The following is a 20,657-nucleotide window of genomic DNA, read 5'->3' as shown; positions in this document are numbered from 1 at the left end:
ATACAAAAAGGCCGGAGCATGCTCCGGCCTTTTTACATTACCGTTATCCGGTTATTCGATTACAGCGCGGCGATGACCGCCTGCTGCTCAACCAGCTTCGCTTTCGCTTCGGCGTAGCCTTCCAGCTTCTCACGCTCTTTAGCGATGACCGCTTCCGGCGCGCGCGCCACAAAGCCTTCGTTAGCCAGTTTGTTTTCGATACGGCTGATTTCACCTTCGATTTTCGCCACTTCTTTTGCCAGACGCGCCAGCTCATCTTCTTTGTTGATGAGGCCTGCCATCGGGATCAGCAGTTCGGCACCGTCGATAATTTTGGCGACCGATACCGGACCCTTGTCGTCGGCAGGCAGCACGGAGATGCTTTCCAGACGCGCCAGATTCAGCAGGAAGCTGCGGTTGTCGTTCACGCGACGAATCGCGTCATCGCTGCAACCACGCAGCAGCAGTTCCAGCGGTTTGCCCGGCGCGATGTTCATTTCCGCACGGATATTACGCACCGCGGTGATAGCCTGCTTCAGCCATTCGGTATCGGCAAGGGCGGCTTCATCAACCTGAGACGCGTCATAGGCCGGGAACGGTTGCAGCATGATGGTGTCGGCGGTAATCCCACAAATCACTTTCACGCGCTGCCAGATGGTTTCCGTGATAAACGGAATGATCGGGTGCGCCAGGCGCAACAAACCTTCCAGAACGGTAACCAGCGTGTGGCGAGTGCCGCGCAGTTCAGCTTCCGTCCCTCCGTTCATCACCGGTTTCGTCAGTTCCAGATACCAGTCGCAGAACTGGTTCCAGGTGAACTCGTACAGAATGCCCGCGGCGATATCGAAGCGGAAGTTGTCCAGCGCTTCACGATACGCTTTCGTGGTCTGGTTGAATTCCGCGAGGATCCATCTGTCCGCCAGCGATAGGGTCATTTCGCCGCCGTTGAAGCCGCAATCCTGGTCTTCCGTGTTCATCAGCACAAAGCGGCTGGCGTTCCACAGCTTGTTACAGAAGTTACGGTAACCTTCCAGACGCTTCATATCCCAGTTGATGTCGCGACCGGTAGAGGCGAGCGCGGCCAGGGTGAAGCGCAGGGCGTCGGTGCCGTGCGGCTCAATGCCGTCCGGGAACTGTTTCTCGGTACGCTTAGCAATCTTCTCTGCCAGCTGCGGCTGCATCATGTTGCCGGTACGTTTCTCCAGCAGGTCTGCCAGGGAAATCCCGTCGACCATATCCAGCGGGTCAATGACGTTGCCCTTGGATTTGGACATTTTCTGCCCTTCGTCGTCACGAATCAGACCGGTCATGTAGACGGTATGGAACGGCACCTGCGGCTTGCCGTTTTCATCTTTGATGAAGTGCATGGTCATCATGATCATGCGGGCAATCCAGAAGAAGATGATGTCGAAGCCGGAGACCATCACGGAAGTCGGATGGAACTGACGCAGCGCGTCGGTGTTTTCCGGCCAGCCGAGCGTGGAGAAGGTCCACAGCGCGGAGGAGAACCAGGTATCCAGTACGTCGTCGTCCTGACGCAGCGCAACGTCGGCACCCAGGTTGTTTTCCTTGCGCACGTCGTCTTCGTTGCGGCCCACATAGACGTTACCGTCGTTGTCGTACCATGCCGGAATACGGTGACCCCACCACAGTTGACGGGAGATACACCAGTCCTGAATATCACGCATCCAGGAGAAGTACATATTTTCGTACTGCTTCGGTACGAACTGAATGTCGCCATTCTCAACCGCTTCCACCGCCGGTTTTGCCAGCACGTCGGCACGGACGTACCACTGGTCGGTTAGCATTGGTTCGATGACTACGCCGCCACGGTCGCCGTACGGGACGGTCAGATCGTGTGGTTTAACCTCTTCCAGCAGGCCCAGTGCGTCGACGGCGGCAACCACCGCTTTACGTGCGGCAAAGCGTTCCAGTTTCTGGAACTCAGCCGGGATCTCGCTTGAGTAAACGTCAGACTCTTCGCCTTTGGTGTCGTACACTTCCGCCGTTTCGCGGATATCGCCATCAAAGGTGAAGATGTTGATCATTGGCAGGGCATGACGACGACCGACTTCATAGTCGTTAAAGTCGTGTGCCGGGGTGATCTTCACGCAGCCGGTGCCTTTTTCCATGTCGGCATGTTCGTCACCGACGATCGGAATGCGGCGGTTTACCAGCGGCAGCACCACGAATTTGCCAATCAGATCTTTATAACGCGGATCTTCCGGGTTGACGGCAACGCCGGTATCGCCGAGCAGGGTTTCCGGACGGGTGGTCGCAACCACCAGGTAATCTTTACCGTCAGCGGTTTTTGCGCCGTCGGCCAGCGGGTAGCGGATATGCCACATCGAGCCTTTAGACTCGCGGTTTTCCACTTCCAGGTCAGAAATGGCGGTGCGCAGTTTTGGATCCCAGTTCACCAGGCGTTTGCCACGGTAAATCAGATCTTCTTTGTACAGGCGGACAAACACTTCTTTCACGGCATTGGAAAGACCTTCGTCCATGGTGAAGCGCTCGCGCTCCCAGTCAACGGAGTTACCGAGGCGGCGCATCTGGCGAGTGATGGTGCCGCCGGATTCCGCTTTCCACTGCCAGATTTTGTCAATGAAGGCATCGCGACCATAGTCGTGACGGGTTTTACCTTCTTCTGCGGCAATTTTACGCTCAACCACCATCTGGGTCGCGATACCGGCGTGGTCGGTACCGACCTGCCACAGGGTATTTTTCCCCTGCATGCGCTGGTAGCGGATCAGGGTGTCCATGATGGTTTGCTGGAAAGCATGACCCATATGCAAACTGCCGGTGACGTTCGGCGGCGGGATCATGATGCAGAAGGACTCTTTGCTTTCATCGCCGTTAGGCTTGAAATAGCCCTGCTTTTCCCAGTGCTCGTAAAGCGGCTGTTCGATATCTTGGGGGTTGTATGTCTTTTCCATTATTTCCAGGTTGCCGTATTCAGGTTAAAACCAGCCACGCGGTAGGCTTTGTAGCGTTCACGCGCCGATTGTTTCAGAGAATCTTCGTAAGGAACGAAGTCTATCACTTCTGTGAAAGCGGTGGCAAAATCTGCAAAGCCAACGCGCAGACTGATGAGCAGATCGCGCGGGCTGCTGTTGCGTTTTTCCGGCCAGGCGATTTCCACCGGCGAGCCGCCGCGCGGTCCTTCACCTGCCAGATTGTGCGGGACGAAACTGTCAGCCGGTCTGGCCCACAGTGCTTCATCCAGGCGAATTGCCTGTTTTTCGTCTTCGCAGGCAATCAACACGCGTTTACCACTGCGCCAACGTTCTGCGGCAATCTCACACACCAGTTGCTCGACGGCACTTAAGCCATCGACGGTGTTTTCGTTGTCCAGAAGATAGAACGTTGCATTCTTCATATATGGGGCTTCTTGTGGTGGATTTAAACGCAAAGCCGGATGACCCGGCCTTATTGCCTGATGGCGACGCTAACGCGCCTTATCAGGCCTACAATCGTATTTCATTCATCGACAAATTACGGCTTGTAGGCCGGATAAGCGCAGCGCCATCCGGCAAGCAAACTTACTCTTCGCCGGAAAAACCCGCACGATTGAGCAGGAACTGTGACAGCAGCGCCACCGGACGACCGGTTGCGCCTTTGGCTTTCCCGGAGCGCCAGGCGGTACCGGCGATATCGAGGTGCGCCCAGTTGTACTTGCGGGTAAAGCGCGACAGGAAGCAGCCTGCGGTGATCGCACCGCCAGGACGGCCGCCAATATTCGCCATGTCCGCAAAATTGGACTCCAGCTGTTCCTGATACTCATCACCCAGCGGCAGACGCCATGCGCGGTCACCGGCTTGTTCAGACGCGCCGATCAGCTCGTGCGCCAGCGGGTTATGGTTCGACATCAGACCGGTGATGTGGTGGCCCAGCGCAATCACGCAGGCACCCGTCAGAGTCGCCACGTCGATCACGGCTTCCGGCTCAAAACGCTCAACGTAGGTTAAGACGTCGCAGAGTACCAGACGGCCTTCGGCATCGGTGTTCAGCACTTCGACCGTCTGACCGGACATCGTCGTCAGCACGTCGCCCGGACGATAGGCGCGACCACCCGGCATGTTTTCACAGCCCGCCAGCACGCCGATGACGTTGATCGGCAACTGAAGCTCCGCCACCATGCGCATCACGCCGTAAACGGCTGCGGCACCGCACATGTCGTACTTCATCTCGTCCATGCCTTCGGCAGGCTTGATGGAGATACCGCCGGAATCAAAGGTGAGCCCTTTACCGACCAACACGATCGGGCGGACGTCTTCGGACGGACTGCCTTTGTACTCGATCACCGACATCAGCGATTCGTTCTGCGAACCGTGACCGACGGCGAGGTAAGAGTGCATTCCCAGCTCTTTCATCTGCTGTTCGCCGATGACGCGGGTGACCACATTCTTACTGTAGCTGTCAGCCAACTGGCGCGCCTGAGAGGCCAGGTAGGCGGCGTTGCAGATATTCGGCGGCATGTTGCCGAGGTCTTTCGCAGCCTTAATACCGGCGGCAATGGCCAGTCCGTGCTGGATAGCACGCTCGCCGCTGGTCAGTTCACGGCGGGTCGGCACGTTGAAGACCATTTTACGCAGCGGGCGACGCGGCTCGCTTTTGGTGGTCTTCAACTGATCGAAACTGTACAGCGTCTCTTTGGCCGTCTCGACAGCCTGACGTACTTTCCAGTAGTTGTTGCGGCCTTTGACGTGCAGTTCGGTCAGGAAGCAGACGGCTTCCATCGAGCCGGTATCATTCAGAGTGTTTATCGTTTTCTGAATAACCTGCTTATACTGACGTTCATCCAGCTCGCGCTCTTTGCCACATCCGATGAGGAGAATACGCTCGGACAGCACGTTGGGAACATGGTGCAGCAACAAGGTCTGACCTGGTTTGCCTTCCAGTTCGCCACGGCGCAGCAGGGCACTGATGTACCCGTCGCTGATTTTATCGAGCTGTTCTGCAATCGGAGAAAGGCGGCGTGGTTCAAAGACGCCCACGACGATGCAGGCACTCCGCTGTTTCTCCGGGCTACCGCTTTTTACACTAAACTCCATGCACTACGCTCCTGAATCTTAAAGACAACGGCGGCGCCTGCGGTTAGAATTGCAAGCTTTCGTAACTCATGTCCGCAGTTGCGGTGACTTCGTGTTAATCTTAACGTTATTACGGCATTGGCACATCAGAACGCGTTCTGAGTGGCGAATCCGCTGAGTATAATAATTTTAGCGACGATTTCGACGACTCAAGAGAATAAATGACGTTTAAGCCATGAAACAAGCTAAATTCCTGCAAAAGACGAGTTTTTACGGGCGTATTTAAAGTGATAATCATAAGATATCTGGTGCGGGAGACGCTCAAAAGCCAGCTTGCCATCCTCTTCATCCTGCTTTTGATTTTCTTTTGTCAAAAGTTAGTGAGGATCCTCGGCGCAGCGGTTGACGGTGACATTCCGGCAAATCTGGTGCTCTCGCTGCTGGGCCTCGGCGTGCCTGAAATGGCGCAGCTCATCCTGCCGCTCAGCCTGTTCCTCGGCCTGTTGATGACTCTGGGCAAACTGTATACCGAAAGTGAAATTACGGTGATGCATGCCTGCGGTCTGAGCAAGTCCGTGCTGGTGAAAGCCGCCATGATCCTGGCGCTGTTCACCGGTATCATCGCCGCCGTTAACGTCATGTGGGCGGGACCGTGGTCGTCAAAGCATCAGGATGAGGTACTCGCTGAGGCGAAAGCCAATCCAGGCATGGCTGCACTGGCGCAAGGGCAGTTCCAGCAGGCCACCAACGGCGGTTCGGTACTGTTCATTGAAAGCGTTGAGGGTAGCCATTTTAAAGATGTGTTCCTCGCGCAGATTCGCCCGAAAGGTAACGCCCGTCCTTCCGTGGTGGTTGCCGATTCCGGACATTTATCGCAACTGCGCGACGGCACGCAGGTGGTCACCCTGAACAAAGGTACCCGCTTTGAAGGCACCGCACTGCTGCGTGATTTCCGCATCACCGACTTCCAGGACTATCAGGCGATTATTGGTCATCAGGCGGTAGCGCTGGATCCTAACGATACTGACCAGATGGATATGCGTACGCTGTGGTCCACTGATACCGATCGGGCCCGTGCGGAGCTGCACTGGCGCATCACGCTGGTATTCACCGTATTTATGATGGCGCTGATGGTCGTACCGCTGAGCGTGGTCAACCCACGTCAGGGCCGCGTGCTGTCAATGCTGCCTGCGATGCTGCTGTATCTGATGTTCTTCCTGATCCAAACCTCCCTGAAATCCAACGGCGGGAAAGGTAAGCTGGATCCGGTTATCTGGATGTGGGTCGTCAACCTGCTGTACCTGGCGCTGGCAGTGGGCCTGAACCTGTGGGATACAGTGCCGGTGCGCCGTCTGCGCGCCCGTTTTTCGCGTAAAGGAGCGGTGTGATGCAGCCATTTGGTGTCCTTGACCGCTATATCGGTAAAACTATTTTCACCACCATCATGATGACGTTGTTCATGCTGGTGTCGCTTTCCGGCATCATCAAGTTTGTTGACCAGCTGAAAAAAGCCGGGCAGGGGAGCTACGATGCGCTGGGCGCGGGGATGTACACCCTGCTCAGCGTGCCGAAAGATGTGCAGATTTTCTTCCCAATGGCGGCGCTGCTTGGCGCGTTGCTAGGCCTTGGGATGCTGGCTCAGCGCAGCGAACTGGTGGTGATGCAAGCGTCGGGTTTTACCCGTATGCAGGTAGCGCTCTCGGTGATGAAAACCGCGATCCCGCTGGTGCTGCTGACCATGGCCATCGGCGAGTGGGTTGCGCCGCAGGGCGAGCAAATGGCGCGTAACTACCGTGCGCAGGCGATGTACGGCGGTTCGCTGCTTTCCACCCAGCAGGGGCTGTGGGCGAAAGACGGCAATAACTTTGTTTACATCGAACGGGTGAAAGGCGATGAAGAGTTAGGGGGGATCAGTATCTACGCCTTTAACGATCAGCGTCGTCTGCAGTCCGTGCGCTATGCCGCGTCTGCGAAGTTTGATCCGGAACAGAAGGTCTGGCGTCTGTCGCAGGTGGATGAGTCAAATTTGACCGATCCGAAGCAGGTAACCGGTTCGCAAATCGTGAGCAGTACCTGGAAAACTAACCTCACGCCGGACAAACTGGGCGTGGTGGCGCTGGACCCGGATGCGCTTTCCATCAGCGGTCTGCACAACTACGTGAAGTACCTGAAGTCGAGCGGCCAGGAGGCCGGACGCTATCAGCTCAATATGTGGAGCAAAGTCTTCCAGCCGCTGTCCGTTGCGGTGATGATGCTGATGGCGCTGTCGTTCATCTTTGGCCCACTGCGTAGCGTGCCAATGGGCGTGCGTGTGGTGACGGGGATAAGCTTTGGTTTTGTCTTCTACGTGCTGGACCAGATCTTCGGCCCGCTGACGCTGGTGTACGGCATCCCGCCAATTATCGGCGCACTGCTGCCGAGCGCCTCGTTCTTCTTAATCAGCCTCTGGCTGATGATGCGTAAGTCATAATCTCCGGCACGTTCTGGCGCAGTGCCTGATGGCGCTGCGCTTATCAGGCCTACTCGCGAATTATGATGCGTAAGTTGTCATCTCTTGTAGGCCGGATAAGGCGGTTACGCCGCCATCCGGCAAACTGCGGCGCAATGCCTAGCGTCTTCTGCCACCCATCAGGCTGCCTAACATCCCGCGAATGATCTGATTGGTCACCTGACGTGCTGCGCTTTTTGCCACGCTCTGCACGACGCCATCCCGCTTACCGCCGCGCGGTCCGGTGCTGCCGAAGAGAATATCCTTCAACCCGCCAAGAATACCGTCGTCAACGGCCACTTCTTTACCTTTCGCGGGGGGATTACTCTGTTGTTCAGTAGCCACTTGTATGCCTTTTTGCAGCATTTCAAACGCGGATTCGCGATCCAGGTCGTCTTCATATTTGCCATAAAGCGCAGAGTGGTTGATCAGTCCGTTGCGCTCATCATCCGTCACCGGTCCCATACGTGAGCACGGGGCAATTACCATCGCCCGCTCAACGACCGACGGGCTGCCTTTAGCATCAAGAAACGAGACCAGCGCTTCGCCGGTACCCAGTTCCTGAATCGCTTTCTCTGTATCAAACGCCGGATTGGTGCGCATGGTTTGTGCGGCGGTTTTCACCGCTTTCTGATCTTTCGGCGTGAAGGCGCGTAGGGCGTGCTGAACGCGGTTGCCCAACTGACCGAGTACGTTATCCGGAATATCCGCCGGGTTCTGCGAAACAAACCAGACGCCAACCCCTTTCGAGCGGATCAGACGGATCACCTGTTCGATTTTATCCAGCAACACCTGCGGTGCGTCGTTGAACAGCAAATGCGCTTCGTCGAAGAAGAAAACCAGCTTCGGTTTTTCCAGATCGCCAGCTTCCGGCAACTGTTCGTAAAGCTCGGAGAGCATCCACAGCAGGCTGGCGGCGTAGAGTTTCGGCATCTGGTAGAGCTTCTCGGCGCTGAGAATATTGATGATCCCTTTGCCGTTGGCATCGGTACGCATCCAGTCTTTGATGTCGAGCATCGGCTCGCCAAAGAAGTGCGTCGCCCCTTGCTGTTCAAGCGTCAACAGTCCGCGCTGAATAGCCCCGACTGAAGCACTGCTGATGTTGCCATACTGATTCTGGAAGGATTTGGCGTTGTCGCCGATGTATTGGGTGATGGCCCGCAGGTCTTTGAAATCCAACAGCAACAGACCCTGGTCATCGGCAATGCGGAAGATAATGTTTAGTACGCCGGACTGTACCTCGTTAAGGTTCAGCAGACGCGCCAGCAGCAGCGGCCCGAGGTCAGAGACCGTGGCGCGAACCGGATGGCCCTTTTCACCGAAGATATCCCACAGCACCACCGGGTTGCTGTGCGGTTGCCAGTCGGTAATTCCGATATTTTTCAGTCTGGCGAGCAGTTTCTCGGAGGCTTGTCCCTCAGCGGCGACGCCCGTTAAGTCACCTTTCACATCGGCCATAAATACCGGCACGCCGATTTCCGACAGCGATTCGGCCAGTTTTTGCAGCGTAACGGTTTTCCCGGTACCGGTCGCGCCAGTAATCAGTCCATGACGGTTTGCCATACCGGGGAGTAAAAACAGTTCAGTGTCTGGCGTGCGGGCAATCAGCAGGGGTGAGCTCATTAGATTTCCTCCATTTATCCTGCGTCGAGTATAGGCAATGTGAAGGAAAGAGAATATGCGCAGGGGAGAGAAAATCACTTATAGCGTATTGCCGTGATAAATCTGGTATCCCAAATCGATCGTATTGTGGTTGTGGTCGTTGTTCTTGATTTTACTCAGCAACATCTGCGCCGCCATGCGGCCAATATCAAAACGGGGCGTAATGACGCTGGCAAGGCTTGGGATCATCTGTCGGCCCATCTCCAGACCGTGGAAACCCGCAATGGAGATTTGCTCCGGTACGGACAGTTCGCGCTCCCGGCAAAACAGCAGCGCACCCATTGCAATATCATCATTGGTGCAAAAAACGCCGTCTAAATCCGGGTGGGCGACGAGCGCGTCGCGCATCAGTTGCGTGCCCAGATGAATCGACGAGATCGCCCGTGGGTTAACGCGCAGAGGCGTCAGGTTTCGCTGCGTCATCGCGTCGCAGTAGCCGCAAAAACGTTGTTCATCACGGATATCGTCTTTCGAACCGAGATAGAGAATTTTGCGCCGCTGGCGTTTATCCAGCATGGTGCTGACCATATCAAACGCCGCCTGACGGTTATCAAACCCGACTTCCATATCCAGACGATCGCCCTGGATATCCATCAGCTCGATAATGGGAATCGCAGCCGATCGCAGGAATTTCACCGTGCGCAGGGTGTGATATTTCTCGGAAAGAATGATGCCGTCGATATTGTAGGAGAGCAGATTGATCACCGACTCTTCTTCTGATTCGCGGTCGTAGTTATAGTTGGCAATCAGAGTCTGGTAGTTGTGGTCAGACGTAACAGATTCAATACCGGCAAGAATGTCGGCGAAGAGCTGGTTCTGAAATGAAGGAATTAACACGCCAAGCGTGTAGCTTTGCGCGTTCAACAGCATGGCGGGCGCACGGTTCGGGATGTAGTTAATCTCCTCCATGATCTGCGCGATACGCTCGCCGGTTTCCTTTGCGACTTTTTTCGGCGAGCGGATATAGCGACTCACCGTCATTTTGGTCACGCCCGCGAGCGTGGCAATGTCCTGCAAAGAAATTCTGTGGTTCCTCATCTTCTCTCCCGTACCGGGGAGCGGCGGCGACATCGCCCCCCGGTGGTTAATCCCGCCTTCTTAATGCAGAACGGCGTTTAGCGCCAGTACGCCCAGCAGTCCCATAATCGAAATCAGGGTTTCCATCACGGTCCATGTCCGCAGCGTTTCACCGACGCTGAGGTTAAAGTAACCCTTAAACAGCCAGAATCCAGGATCGTTAACGTGCGAAGCGATCACGCTACCGGCCCCGGTTGCCAGCACCATCAACGCCGGATCGGCATGAGTGACGTTAATGATCGGCAGCACTACGCCTGCGGTCGTGATCGCGGCAACGGTCGCTGACCCCAGCGCAATACGCAGCAATGCTGCTACCGTCCAGCACATCAACAGCGGCGACAGCGACGTGCCGGTCATCAACTGCGAAATATACTGGCCCACGCCGCTGTCCACCAGTACCTGCTTAAACGCGCCGCCGCCGGCGATAATAAACACAATCATCGCGATGGCGCCGATAGAATCACCGACGATATCCATGATTTGTTCAATCGTGCGTCCATTGCGTCGGCCAAGGGTGAAAATCGCCAGTACGATAGCGATAAACAGCGCGACGGCAGGGTTACCGATAAACTCGAAGAATACCCGCACTGAGTTGGTTTTTGGCAGCGTAATTTCACAGACTGCGGCAACAGCCATCAGTATGACGGGGATCACCGCCGCAAAGATACTGTTCCAGAAGGACGGCATCTCCTCTTCGGTGAACAGGTGCGGGTTAAACAACCCTTCCGGCGGCGCTTTTTCAAAGCGGGTCAGCAGTTTTGAAAACAGCGGGCCTGCGACAATCACCGTAGGGATGGTGATAATGAACCCGTACAGCAGCGTGGTGCCGAGGTTGGCTTCAAAAATCGTCGCAATGGCGGTCGGTCCCGGATGCGGCGGCAGGAAACAGTGGGTCACCGAGAGGGCGGCAACCATTGGCACGCCGACGTACAGCAGCGGCAAACCGGAAGAGGCCACTACCGTAAATACCAGCGGCAGTAGCAGCACAAAGCCGACCTCGAAGAACATCGCCAGCCCGACGACCAGTCCGGTGACGACCAGCGCCCACTGCACGCGTTTTTTACCAAACGTACCGATCAGGGTAGTGGCAATGCGTTGTGCGGCCCCCGTGTCAGAAATCAATTTACCCAACATTGCGCCAAAACCGAGGATCATCGCCAGTCCGCCGAGCGTACCGCCGATCCCGTTTTGAATGGAATGTAAAACTGCCTGTGCGTCCATCCCTTCGGCGAATCCCACGACGGCTGCGACCAGGACCAGGGCGATGAAGCCATTGACTTTAAAGCCAATCATCAGGACCAGAAGCAGCGCGACGCCTGCCGCAATTATGATTAATGGCATAATCTTATCTCTTATCTGTGCCAAAAAGGCAGCGCTTGCGCGCTGCGTAGGGTTGTTCAGTGGTTACACTGCGACCAGCATGCCGCCATCGACGAACAGCAGGTGCCCGTTAACGAAGTCCGAGGCTTTGGAGGAGAGGAATACCGCTGCGCCAATCAGTTCCTGCGGATCGCCCCAGCGGGCGGCAGGCGTACGTTTGCACAGCCATGAGGTGAAAGCTTCATCTTCAACCAGCGCTTTGGTCATCTCGGTTTTGAAATACCCTGGCGCGATGCCGTTAACCTGAATGTTATGGCGCGCCAGCTCAACGCACATCCCGCGAGTCAGCATCTTCACAGCACCTTTCGATGCGGCGTACGGCGTGATGGTGTCGCGACCCAGTTCGCTCTGCATCGAGCAGATGTTGATCACTTTCCCGGCCTGGCGCTCAACCATCCGACGGGTTACCGCCTGGGAGACGAGGAACACGGCGGTCTGGTTGACCGCAATCACGTCGTTCCACTCCTGCTCTGGAAATTCGGTAAACGGGTGACGGCGCTGGATCCCGGCGTTATTGACCAGTACATCAATCGGGCCAATATCCTTCTCGATATGCTCTATTGCGGCGTCGATATCCTGTTTATGCGTCACGTTAAAGGGTGCGGCAACGGCGCGGATCCCTTCCTGCTGTAGTTTTGCGACGGCGGCTTCTGCCCGTTCCGACGTAATATCGTTAACGATAATCTGCGCGCCATATTTGCCAAGACCCGTTGCCAGCAAATACCCGATCCCCTGGGCGGAGCCGGTGATCAGTATATTTTTACCTGCCAGTGAAAAAAGATCGTTCATGATGTTGCTCCTTATTTTTCATTCTCAAAGACGAGCTGAACTTTCGCCGCCTGGGTTTTGTCGCTGGCGAAAATCAGCGCCTGTTCCAGATCGGTAAACGGATATTCCGCACTCAACAGCGGCAGCGGATCGATAACGTTATGCGCCAGCCAGGAGACCGCGGTGTTAAATTCGGTGGTAAAGCGGAAAGAGCCTTTCAGGGCGATTTCTTTGCCGATCAGCATCATCATCGGGAAGTCCGGAACGGCGCCGCCCATCCCGACCTGCACCATTACCCCTTTTGCCCGGGTAACTTCCAGACAGGTAGTGATAGAGGAAGGATGGCCTGAGACCTCGAAGCTGATATCGAAATAGCCTTTTTCCGTTTTCCACTGATCGAGCGAGTCATGCTGAGGATTCACCAGCGTATCCGCGCCCATTTGCTGAGCCAGCGACAGCGATCGGGGGCTGACATCGGCACAGACCACTTCCGCGGCGCCCAGCGTTTTCACCGCGCTGACGATCAGACAGCCGATGGGGCCGACGCCGGAGATAAACACTTTCTTACCCTGTAGGTCGCCAGCTTCATGCGCGGCATGGATGGCCACCGCCAGCGGTTCGGCAAAGGCCATAACCTTTTCGTCCGCCTGTTCCGGGTAAGGAATGCACTGGGCGGTATCGACCGTTTTAAACTGGGTAAATCCCCCATCGACGTGCGGAAAATACATCGCGCTGCCAAAAAAGCGCATTTCAGTACATTGGTTTTCTTCATGCTGAAGACAATATTTACAATGGCCGCACGGTTTAGACGGATTAATAGCAATTGACTGTCCTTCGCGTAATGTTTCTGAATCGCTATGGACCACTTTGCCAATAACTTCATGACCTAAAATCATCGGGGCTTTGACGGTGAAATTACCGACTTTGCCTTCCTGATAATAATGTAAGTCAGAGCCGCAAATTCCTCCGCGAGTTATTTTTACGAGCGTGCCTTTATTATTCCATTCGATATTCTGTTGTGTAACGGCAACAGAATGCTTACCCGCGACAACGCAGGATTGAGTTTTCACTTCCATAAATGCCTCACTGGGTCAGGTCTTCATCTCCGGTGCATTTAAGCGGTTTTCATTGTCCTTATTTGTGATCAGTGTCACGCTGGAAAATTGTTACACTACAATGTTACGCATAACGTGATGCGCTTTATAATTCTTATCTATGGAAATAAAAAAACGTGAAATTGCCGATTGTGCAGGCGTAGTATCGCGCCATGGAATATGACGCAGAGGGTTTTACATGGCCGGGGAAAGCTATATTTTGATGGGCGTTTCAGGAAGTGGTAAATCGTTAATTGGCAGTAAGGTGGCTGCATTATTATCGGCGAAGTTCATTGATGGCGACGATCTCCATCCTGCCAAAAACATTGATAAAATGTCTCAGGGAATACCGTTAACCGATGAAGACAGGCTGCCGTGGTTAGAACGCTTAAATGATGCGTCCTATAGTCTGTATAAAAAAAATGAGACGGGATTTATTGTGTGTTCATCATTAAAAAAACAGTATCGCGATTTTTTACGCAAAGGCAGTCCTAACGTGCATTTTCTCTGGCTGGATGGCGATTACGACATTATCCTGGCGCGGATGCAGCGTCGGGCAGGGCACTTTATGCCGGTCGGATTGCTGAAAAGTCAGTTTGAGGCGCTGGAATGTCCGCTGGCAGAGGAAGCCGATATCGCACGTATCGACATTAATCATGATATTGAGAACGTGACGGCGCAGTGCCAACAGGCGGTGCTGGCGTTTCGCCAGGCGCGGGAGCGACTCAGCGCCTCAATCTGAGCAAGGAGGCGCTGGGTCAGACCGTCAGAAATCGGCTTTTAGCACCACGCGGTAGCGGGCTTTGCCGTCACGCACGTGCTGAATAGCCTCGTTGATTTGCGACATCGGGAACAGTTCGGTGGTTGGCGAGACCTTGCTGCGTCCGGCAAACTTCATCAGCTTACGCAGCTCATATGGCGTACCGGTCGCCGAACCGGAGATGCTGCGATCGCCGGCAATCAGCGTGAATGCGGGTACCGGCAATGGTTTCAGCACCGCGCCGACGGTGTGGAAGTTGCCGCCGTAGGCCAGCGCTTCGAAGTAGGGCTGCCAGTCGAGATCGACATTGACGGTGTTGATGATGAGATCGAACTGGCCTGCCAGCGCGGTTAATGCCTGCGGATCGCGGCTGTTCACCACTTTATCGGCACCCATCGCCAGCACTTCTTTCTCTTTCGCCGGGTTAGAGCTGAACGCGGTGACTTCACACCCCATCGCATGCAGCAACTTAATCGCGATATGCCCCAGCCCGCCAATACCAATCACTCCGACGCGGCTGGTGGCGGTGATGTGGTGCATCAGCAGCGGTTTAAACACCGTGATGCCGCCGCACAGCAGCGGACCGGCGGATTCAATATCGATGCTTTCCGGAAGCGGGATCACCCACTGCCAGTCTGCGCGCAGCTTCTCAGCAAAGCCGCCGCGATTGAGAATGGTTGGCACAGCGCCTTCCAGACAGTTGATCTGATTGCCGCTGATACAGGCATCGCAGTGCCCACAGCTGCGTGCCGTCCAGCCAATACCCACGCGCTGGCCGATCTTCAGCCCTTTCCCCTGTGCTGCGCTGCCGAGAGCGACCACGCGACCAATCACCTCATGCCCGGCAACCAGTGGATATTGAGAGAATCCCCACTCGTTGTCGATCATCGACAAATCGGAATGGCAGATACCGCAGTAATCGACCTGTACCTCGACATCTTCCGGCTTGAGTTCGCCCGCATCGTATTCAAAGAGTTCGAGTTCGCTGCCCGCCTCTTTTGCAGCATAGCTTTTTATCATCGACATCGTGTTTCCCTCATGTGGTGTTGAACAGAAAAGTGTAGAGCATGGAAAACGGCGTCGCTTTGCAGAAGAGGGGATAGAGAAGAGGAATAGGGGAAGCGTGCTGATTTTTTCGACACTTAACGGAGAAGACACACGCTAGCGCTTGCATGGTTGCGTGCTACAGGTATAATCCACAACGTTTTCCGCGTACCTCTTCAGTGCCGAAGTGGCGAAATCGGTAGACGCAGTTGATTCAAAATCAACCGTAGAAATACGTGCCGGTTCGAGTCCGGCCTTCGGCACCATCGGAACATCAATAGACGTCAACGGACGTCTTTTTTTGTGCCTGAAATCCAGTATCCGCAAGGCTTTCCTCGCTTTTTCACTCAACCTAAGTCAACCTGATTCAATCTACATCAACTTACTGATGCGGGTACAACTGCGGGTATATCGCGGTTCGATAATGTTTGTACCCACACAGAACCCTTGAAAGGATACTCATCATGGCTCTGAGTGATGTGAAGGTTCGTTCGGCTAAGCCTGAAGCAAAAGCCTATAAGCTTACTGATGGTGAAGGCATGGTTTTGCTGGTTCACCCTAACGGTTCCAAATACTGGCGGCTTCGTTATCGCTTTGGCGGCAAAGAGAAGATGCTGGCGCTGGGGAAATACCCTGAAGTCTCGCTTGCGGATGCTAGGGCACGGCGGGATGAAGCTAGGAAGCTGTTAGCTAATGGCGTCGATCCCAGTGAGAACAAGAAAGCAGTTAAAGTAGAGCAGGAGCAAGAGGCGATAACGTTTGAAGTAGTCGCCAGAGACTGGCATGCCAGTAATCAGAAGTGGTCTGTATCGCATAGCGCTCGTGTATTGAAAAGCCTTGAAGATAATCTCTTTGCTGCCATTGGGAAGCGGAACATTATGGAGCTTAAAACTCGGGATCTTCTTGTACCCATCAAAGCGGTGGAGTCATCCGGGCGTCTTGAAGTCGCCGCCCGTTTACAGCAGCGCACTACCGCAATTATGCGTTTTGCTGTACAGAGCGGCTTAATCGATTACAACCCAGCACAAGAGATTGCCGGTGCAGTTGCTACGGCAAAAAGACAGCACCGTGCTGCTCTGGAACTTAACCGTATTCCGGAATTACTTCATCGCATTGATCACTATTCTGGTAGACCGTTAACCCGACTGGCGGTTGAACTCACTTTGTTGGTTTTCATCCGTTCAAGCGAGCTGCGTTTTGCCCGCTGGTCAGAAGTCGATTTTGAAACGGCCATGTGGACGATTCCAGGTGAGCGCGAACTGCTGGAAGGAGTTAAACATTCTCAGCGTGGTTCAAAGATGCGGACTCCTCATCTTGTTCCTTTGTCGCGGCAAGCCTTAACTATTCTGGAAAAGATTAAAAGCATGAATGGGAATCGAGAGCTGATTTTCGTAGGCGATCACGATCCCCGTAAACCCATGAGTGAGAACACGGTGAACAAGGCTTTGCGAGTTATGGGCTATGACACCAAAACGGAAGTCTGTGGGCATGGTTTCAGAACGATGGCGTGTAGTTCGTTGATTGAGTCGGGGCTGTGGTCGAGAGATGCGGTAGAGCGGCAGATGAGTCACCAGGAGCGTAACTCAGTACGTGCAGCTTATATCCATAAGGCCGAGCACTTGGATGAACGCAGACTGATGTTGCAGTGGTGGGCGGATTATCTGGATGCGAATCGGGAGAAGGGGGTTAGTCCGTTTGATTTTGGGAAAACCAATAATAAAACGTGATTATAATTCAAATTGTTGAATGGCGCTGATCATGGGCGGCGGCGTGAAGTACCGCCTTAATTCTGCCAAAAATGGATCTATTGTAAGGGATAATGATCATTGTTGCCCTTTGTCGGGCAATCTGCTCCCTTCAACTCATTATGAATAAGCCACAGATTTAGTAGGGAGGAGGTGGGATAGTCATTCTGGCAGAACGAAATATAATAAGCTCAAAAATACACCAATGCTAAAAATATGACGAAAAAGAGAATTTCTTACCAATTCATCCAGGCACGTTCCACTCCATGTGCCATTTCCCCAGCCTAATTGAAATAATGTAGACCATGAAATTAAAATAATACCTAAAGCGCTGACACTATTTTTCCATGATAAATGGGGTGTTATTTTTAATTCTTCCGTATAAAAACCAATGCCTGCTATTAAAATAATAATGCTAAAAATATAGATTGTTGTCTTGAGTAACAAAGTTCGTAATTCTTTTAGCCTCTGGGGATGAGAGTAGGTATGATTTTTTGGATCAAGACTGTAATTTCCTTGTTCGAGCTTCCGTTGATACTCTTCTTTCTCAAGCTCAAATGCCATTGAGTTTTCGGCTGCGGATAATACAAATCGGTTGGTGTTAGTGATTAAATACCACATGCCTTTATAAACATTCTGCTTTTTAGGGAACTCGTTTCCTAGATTCATTTTTTTATCTTTTTTTATGTTAAACCATCCTTAGGCGGCATTATACCTCCTAAGGATGATTCTCGTCATTATTCCAAAATAGCTATTATACAGATAAACTATTAGTCATCATAAAATCAGCCATTAGTCCAGAAATTGAACGACTTAACTCAATTTCATCATGGGGGATAAGAGCATATTGCCACGATTTCCCATTAAGTTTATCAGCATTTTGATTTGCAAATTCGCACCAACGGATAGCCGCTCGCGTTTTGGCCTGAACTTCTGGCGTGTCGATTTCTGTCGCTTTTTTCGGTTCAATCAGGCAATAGCCATTGTTCATTTCGACAACGAAATCAGGTTCATAATTTCTACCATTAGCATATTCGATACGGAATTGACCTGAGCGAGGTTTCATCCAACGAATCACTGAGGGGTCATTCTCCAATATTTGAGCTAGGCGGAGCTCCCCATCTACAGAGTCAAATTTCTGATAAGGGTAACAGCATTTAGTAAAACCAGTGAAAATCATCTGGCGGACTTTATTTTTTTCTCCTGCGGGAACTGCAACACGGAAATCTCTCGGTTTTTCATTACCGGCAAAATTGAACGTCGCTGGATGTATTACATCAAAGCCCTGAGTTATACGCCCGGTATAGCCCGTTGGCGTTGTCCACATATTTTGTTTAATTTGCACCCATATAAATTCAGCCAGTTGCCGACCCGCATTTTTCAGAACGGATTCTGAATCTTCCGGCGGTTGATAACTGCACAAATGGTTCACCATCTGTCCGGCCAGTTTGTAGAGCATGTCGGCATGTTCGTCGTAATCAATTTCATCATGGTCGAGCAGATAACGAATGAGATAGTTTTCGGGCCGTTCTTCCGCTTCTCCACCTTCCTGCCAACTGATTGTCCGCTGTTCGTTATTCTCCAGATGCGTGAGTAAGAGCTCTTTACTGCCGGGTTTGAGCGCAATGCGATCCAACCCGGAAAGGTTGAAATCATTAAACCCGTAATTGACTTCACGTTCTGGCAAAACCACGATTCGAGGAATATCGATAGTATATTCCATCAGTTTTTCGGTGATCGTCCCGACCAACTCCTGAACTTCCGTATCCTCCATTGAAAGGAAACTTGGCTGTTCAACTTGCTCTTCAATCATTTCCGTCAAATCGAGTTGATCCGAAGACGATGAGATTTGATGTTGAGTCACTTCCCATTCACGCAAGGCTTGTTGTACCCGTCGAGTTACGTTTGCTTTCACCTCTGGCGTGCTGAGTTGCTGACTGCTGGTTAACCGTTTAGCTTCTTCTGACACCACTTTAAACGTGAGTTCTGCGACTTTACGTTCAGTTTCCGTATTGAGTACCGGTTTTGATATGGAGTTTGTCTGATATATCGCTTGAGGTTCACAAGCCTGCAACCCATTATTATCAATGACTTGATTTCCCAACAGGAATTCAGCCATTGATGGTACGATAATTTGCTGGGGTTTTACTTCTGGAATACCATTTTCATCATCATCCAGCCCGATATACAGAACTTTCTTGATAATCGAGTCATCGTTATTGGCACGATCAATAATCTCCTGAAAACGGTCATGGGCAATAATCGTCAGGCGATCGACGGCTTCGACGCCGGTTCTTTTGCCGTAGGGAAGGCGCAGTCCTCGGCCTATAGTCTGCTCAGTCAGGATTTCAGAGGCAGAAGCACGTAATGGAACGATAGTGTACAGATTTGTAACGTCCCATCCCTCTTTTAACTTATTGACATGAATGACGATTTCGGTGTCTTTGTCATGCTCAACGGCCAAAAGCCGCTGCATAGTTTCTTCTGACTCTTCGCCTGACTGGTTAGAGTGAACGGTTATTACTTTGCCTTTATAAGCGCCATTGAAGAAATCGTCGTGTTCAATGCGTACTTTTAGCCTGTCTGCATGATCGGTATCCTGCGCAACGACTAGCATAAAAGGTTTGACCAGTTTGTTACCGGTGTTGTTGGCGAAGCTGGTTAGTTCCGTTTTCACGTATTCATGATGGTGGATTCCGTCTTCCAGCTTTATTTTTTCCAACTGCTCTTCAGAGTAGTTGGCAGCACGGAAGTCTTTGCGCGTGGCAACAGCTGGAATTTTGACGTATCCGTCTTTTAGTGCACGCGAAAGGGGATAGTGATAAATAATATTTTTAAAATCACGTGGGTTTGCACCTACGGTTTTCGGTGTGGCGGTTAATTCAATACCCAATACTGGATTAAGATCGTTAAGCGCTTGTGCGCCCGCACTAGCGTAGTAACGGTGAGCTTCATCCATCAAAACAACTAAATCTGGCAGGTTTGCAAGATAGCTAAAATAAGATTCTCCGACGTATTCCTGAATACGTCGAATTTTAGCGACCTTTGATTTAGCCGCACCTTTGGCATTTTCCAGTGCGTTGATTTTGGAAATATTGAAGATATTAATGTGCGGAGCGGTTTCGCTGCCAAAAAGATCACCCGTTTTGCTTTCGGCAATCGCATAATCTAGACGAACGCCCCGTCCTTCTTGATAGTCATCACCAGTGATTAGAACCGGCGGTGTTTGTGCCAGTTCAGGGATGCCCTGAAAAACATACTTTGGCGAACCGGGTAAAAAATCCATCTTAAGTTTTTCATAGATGGTTAAGTTCGGAGCTAGTACGAAAAAGTGGCGACTACGTCCGGTTAAGTATAGCCAGGCAATCATCGCTCCCATTAAGCGAGTTTTACCTACACCCGTAGCCAGTGCAAAGCATAGTGAAGGGAAGGCACGTTCAAACCCTTTTACAGTGGGATACTGTTGACGTAGCAATTCAATCCAACGATTAAGATCGGGATCTTTGCTGAGACCGAACTGTTCGAGCACGTCACATAAGATTCGCAATGATTCATCCTGTGGATCGCGCAGTGACAGTCGTGCACTAATCCGATTGGCAATTTTTATGGCGTTGCTTTGGCTCATAA

Annotated in this window: 16 protein-coding genes and 1 tRNA gene; 6 read left to right on the top strand and 11 right to left on the bottom strand. The window is 52.6% G+C overall.

The window, feature by feature from the left end:
• Nucleotides 1-59 precede the first annotated feature (59 nt).
• The 3 genes from OGY35_RS00370 to pepA all read right to left on the bottom strand — a co-directional run bounded on the left by OGY35_RS00370 (nucleotide 60) and on the right by pepA (nucleotide 5,033).
• Entirely contained in the window at nucleotides 60-2,915 is a 2,856-nt protein-coding gene (locus OGY35_RS00370) for a valine--tRNA ligase (RefSeq protein ID WP_286631138.1), read from the bottom strand.
• Nucleotides 2,915-3,358 carry a DNA polymerase III subunit chi gene (gene holC / locus OGY35_RS00365; RefSeq protein WP_046495682.1) on the bottom strand — a complete coding sequence of 148 codons (444 nt, stop codon included), beginning with the start codon at nucleotides 3,356-3,358 and terminating at the stop codon, nucleotides 2,915-2,917. Before holC ends, OGY35_RS00370 begins: the two co-directional genes overlap by 1 nt.
• 163 nt (nucleotides 3,359-3,521) lie before the next feature.
• Nucleotides 3,522-5,033, bottom strand: coding sequence for a leucyl aminopeptidase (pepA, locus tag OGY35_RS00360; protein WP_094465749.1), 1,512 nt, complete (start codon nucleotides 5,031-5,033; stop codon nucleotides 3,522-3,524).
• 153 nt (nucleotides 5,034-5,186) lie between these two features.
• Here pepA and ytgA point away from each other — a divergent pair, with 153 nt between their 5' ends.
• From ytgA to lptG, 3 genes are all read left to right on the top strand, one after another.
• A complete protein-coding gene (gene ytgA / locus OGY35_RS00355; RefSeq protein WP_211180521.1) occupies nucleotides 5,187-5,237 on the top strand; it encodes a protein YtgA in 51 nt (16 codons plus the stop codon).
• Between the two features lie 62 nt (nucleotides 5,238-5,299).
• A complete protein-coding gene (gene lptF / locus OGY35_RS00350) occupies nucleotides 5,300-6,400 on the top strand; it encodes an LPS export ABC transporter permease LptF (protein WP_286631137.1) in 1,101 nt (366 codons plus the stop codon).
• On the top strand, nucleotides 6,400-7,482 hold the full coding sequence (lptG, locus tag OGY35_RS00345; protein WP_152401824.1) for an LPS export ABC transporter permease LptG: 1,083 nt from the start codon (nucleotides 6,400-6,402) through the stop codon (nucleotides 7,480-7,482). The genes lptF and lptG overlap by 1 nt, the downstream gene beginning before the upstream one ends.
• 138 nt (nucleotides 7,483-7,620) lie before the next feature.
• On the opposite strand, the gene OGY35_RS00340 is transcribed toward lptG, so the two are convergent.
• From OGY35_RS00340 to idnD, 5 genes are all read right to left on the bottom strand, one after another.
• A complete protein-coding gene (locus tag OGY35_RS00340; RefSeq protein ID WP_286631136.1) occupies nucleotides 7,621-9,123 on the bottom strand; it encodes a helicase HerA-like C-terminal domain-containing protein in 1,503 nt (500 codons plus the stop codon).
• 78 nt (nucleotides 9,124-9,201) lie between these two features.
• On the bottom strand, nucleotides 9,202-10,200 hold the full coding sequence (gene idnR / locus OGY35_RS00335) for a DNA-binding transcriptional regulator IdnR (protein ID WP_042321747.1): 999 nt from the start codon (nucleotides 10,198-10,200) through the stop codon (nucleotides 9,202-9,204).
• A 60-nt stretch (nucleotides 10,201-10,260) separates the two neighbouring features.
• A complete protein-coding gene (idnT, locus tag OGY35_RS00330; protein ID WP_152401828.1) occupies nucleotides 10,261-11,580 on the bottom strand; it encodes a gnt-II system L-idonate transporter in 1,320 nt (439 codons plus the stop codon).
• A 63-nt stretch (nucleotides 11,581-11,643) separates the two neighbouring features.
• On the bottom strand, nucleotides 11,644-12,408 hold the full coding sequence (gene idnO / locus OGY35_RS00325; protein WP_152401830.1) for a gluconate 5-dehydrogenase: 765 nt from the start codon (nucleotides 12,406-12,408) through the stop codon (nucleotides 11,644-11,646).
• Between the two features lie 11 nt (nucleotides 12,409-12,419).
• Nucleotides 12,420-13,463, bottom strand: coding sequence for an L-idonate 5-dehydrogenase (gene idnD / locus OGY35_RS00320; RefSeq protein WP_286631135.1), 1,044 nt, complete (start codon nucleotides 13,461-13,463; stop codon nucleotides 12,420-12,422).
• Nucleotides 13,464-13,680: 217 nt separating this feature from the next.
• Between idnD and idnK the strand changes: the two genes are divergently transcribed.
• A complete protein-coding gene (gene idnK, locus OGY35_RS00315) occupies nucleotides 13,681-14,223 on the top strand; it encodes a gluconokinase (protein WP_152401834.1) in 543 nt (180 codons plus the stop codon).
• Between the two features lie 24 nt (nucleotides 14,224-14,247).
• Here idnK and ahr read toward each other — a convergent pair whose 3' ends face one another.
• Nucleotides 14,248-15,267 (bottom strand): NADPH-dependent aldehyde reductase Ahr, encoded by a 1,020-nt coding sequence (gene ahr / locus OGY35_RS00310; RefSeq protein ID WP_152401836.1) that lies wholly within the window; start codon nucleotides 15,265-15,267, stop codon nucleotides 14,248-14,250.
• A gap of 199 nt (nucleotides 15,268-15,466) precedes the next feature.
• Here ahr and OGY35_RS00305 point away from each other — a divergent pair.
• Together OGY35_RS00305 and OGY35_RS00300 are read left to right on the top strand one after the other, a co-directional pair.
• Nucleotides 15,467-15,551 (top strand) — tRNA-Leu (locus OGY35_RS00305).
• A 198-nt stretch (nucleotides 15,552-15,749) separates the two neighbouring features.
• Nucleotides 15,750-17,012 carry a tyrosine-type recombinase/integrase gene (locus OGY35_RS00300; RefSeq protein ID WP_286631134.1) on the top strand — a complete coding sequence of 421 codons (1,263 nt, stop codon included), beginning with the start codon at nucleotides 15,750-15,752 and terminating at the stop codon, nucleotides 17,010-17,012.
• A gap of 180 nt (nucleotides 17,013-17,192) precedes the next feature.
• Here the strand turns inward: OGY35_RS00300 and OGY35_RS00295 are convergent, their stop codons facing one another.
• On the bottom strand, nucleotides 17,193-17,699 hold the full coding sequence (locus OGY35_RS00295) for a hypothetical protein (RefSeq protein WP_286631133.1): 507 nt from the start codon (nucleotides 17,697-17,699) through the stop codon (nucleotides 17,193-17,195).
• Nucleotides 17,700-17,784: 85 nt separating this feature from the next.
• Nucleotides 17,785-20,655 (bottom strand): DEAD/DEAH box helicase family protein, encoded by a 2,871-nt coding sequence (locus tag OGY35_RS00290; RefSeq protein WP_286631132.1) that lies wholly within the window; start codon nucleotides 20,653-20,655, stop codon nucleotides 17,785-17,787.
• Between the last annotated feature and the right edge of the window lie 2 nt (nucleotides 20,656-20,657).

Source organism: Citrobacter sp. Ct235 (genome assembly GCF_030332305.1).
GTDB classification, from domain to species: Bacteria; Pseudomonadota; Gammaproteobacteria; order Enterobacterales; family Enterobacteriaceae; genus Citrobacter_A; species Citrobacter_A telavivensis.
This window is presented reverse-complemented; position numbering and strand designations above follow the sequence as displayed.

What these genes read in the sequence shown, in the direction of transcription:
- OGY35_RS00370 (WP_286631138.1), bottom strand. Translation starts at nt 2,915, where the DNA reads ATGGAAAAGACATACAACCCCCAAGATATCGAACAGCCGCTTTACGAG.
- holC (WP_046495682.1), bottom strand. Translation starts at nt 3,358, where the DNA reads ATGAAGAATGCAACGTTCTATCTTCTGGACAACGAAAACACCGTCGAT.
- pepA (WP_094465749.1), bottom strand. Translation starts at nt 5,033, where the DNA reads ATGGAGTTTAGTGTAAAAAGCGGTAGCCCGGAGAAACAGCGGAGTGCC.
- lptG (WP_152401824.1), top strand. Translation starts at nt 6,400, where the DNA reads ATGCAGCCATTTGGTGTCCTTGACCGCTATATCGGTAAAACTATTTTC.
- OGY35_RS00340 (WP_286631136.1), bottom strand. Translation starts at nt 9,123, where the DNA reads ATGAGCTCACCCCTGCTGATTGCCCGCACGCCAGACACTGAACTGTTT.
- idnR (WP_042321747.1), bottom strand. Translation starts at nt 10,200, where the DNA reads ATGAGGAACCACAGAATTTCTTTGCAGGACATTGCCACGCTCGCGGGC.
- idnT (WP_152401828.1), bottom strand. Translation starts at nt 11,580, where the DNA reads ATGCCATTAATCATAATTGCGGCAGGCGTCGCGCTGCTTCTGGTCCTG.
- idnO (WP_152401830.1), bottom strand. Translation starts at nt 12,408, where the DNA reads ATGAACGATCTTTTTTCACTGGCAGGTAAAAATATACTGATCACCGGC.
- idnD (WP_286631135.1), bottom strand. Translation starts at nt 13,463, where the DNA reads ATGGAAGTGAAAACTCAATCCTGCGTTGTCGCGGGTAAGCATTCTGTT.
- idnK (WP_152401834.1), top strand. Translation starts at nt 13,681, where the DNA reads ATGGCCGGGGAAAGCTATATTTTGATGGGCGTTTCAGGAAGTGGTAAA.
- ahr (WP_152401836.1), bottom strand. Translation starts at nt 15,267, where the DNA reads ATGTCGATGATAAAAAGCTATGCTGCAAAAGAGGCGGGCAGCGAACTC.
- OGY35_RS00300 (WP_286631134.1), top strand. Translation starts at nt 15,750, where the DNA reads ATGGCTCTGAGTGATGTGAAGGTTCGTTCGGCTAAGCCTGAAGCAAAA.
- OGY35_RS00295 (WP_286631133.1), bottom strand. Translation starts at nt 17,699, where the DNA reads ATGAATCTAGGAAACGAGTTCCCTAAAAAGCAGAATGTTTATAAAGGC.
- OGY35_RS00290 (WP_286631132.1), bottom strand. Translation starts at nt 20,655, where the DNA reads ATGAGCCAAAGCAACGCCATAAAAATTGCCAATCGGATTAGTGCACGA.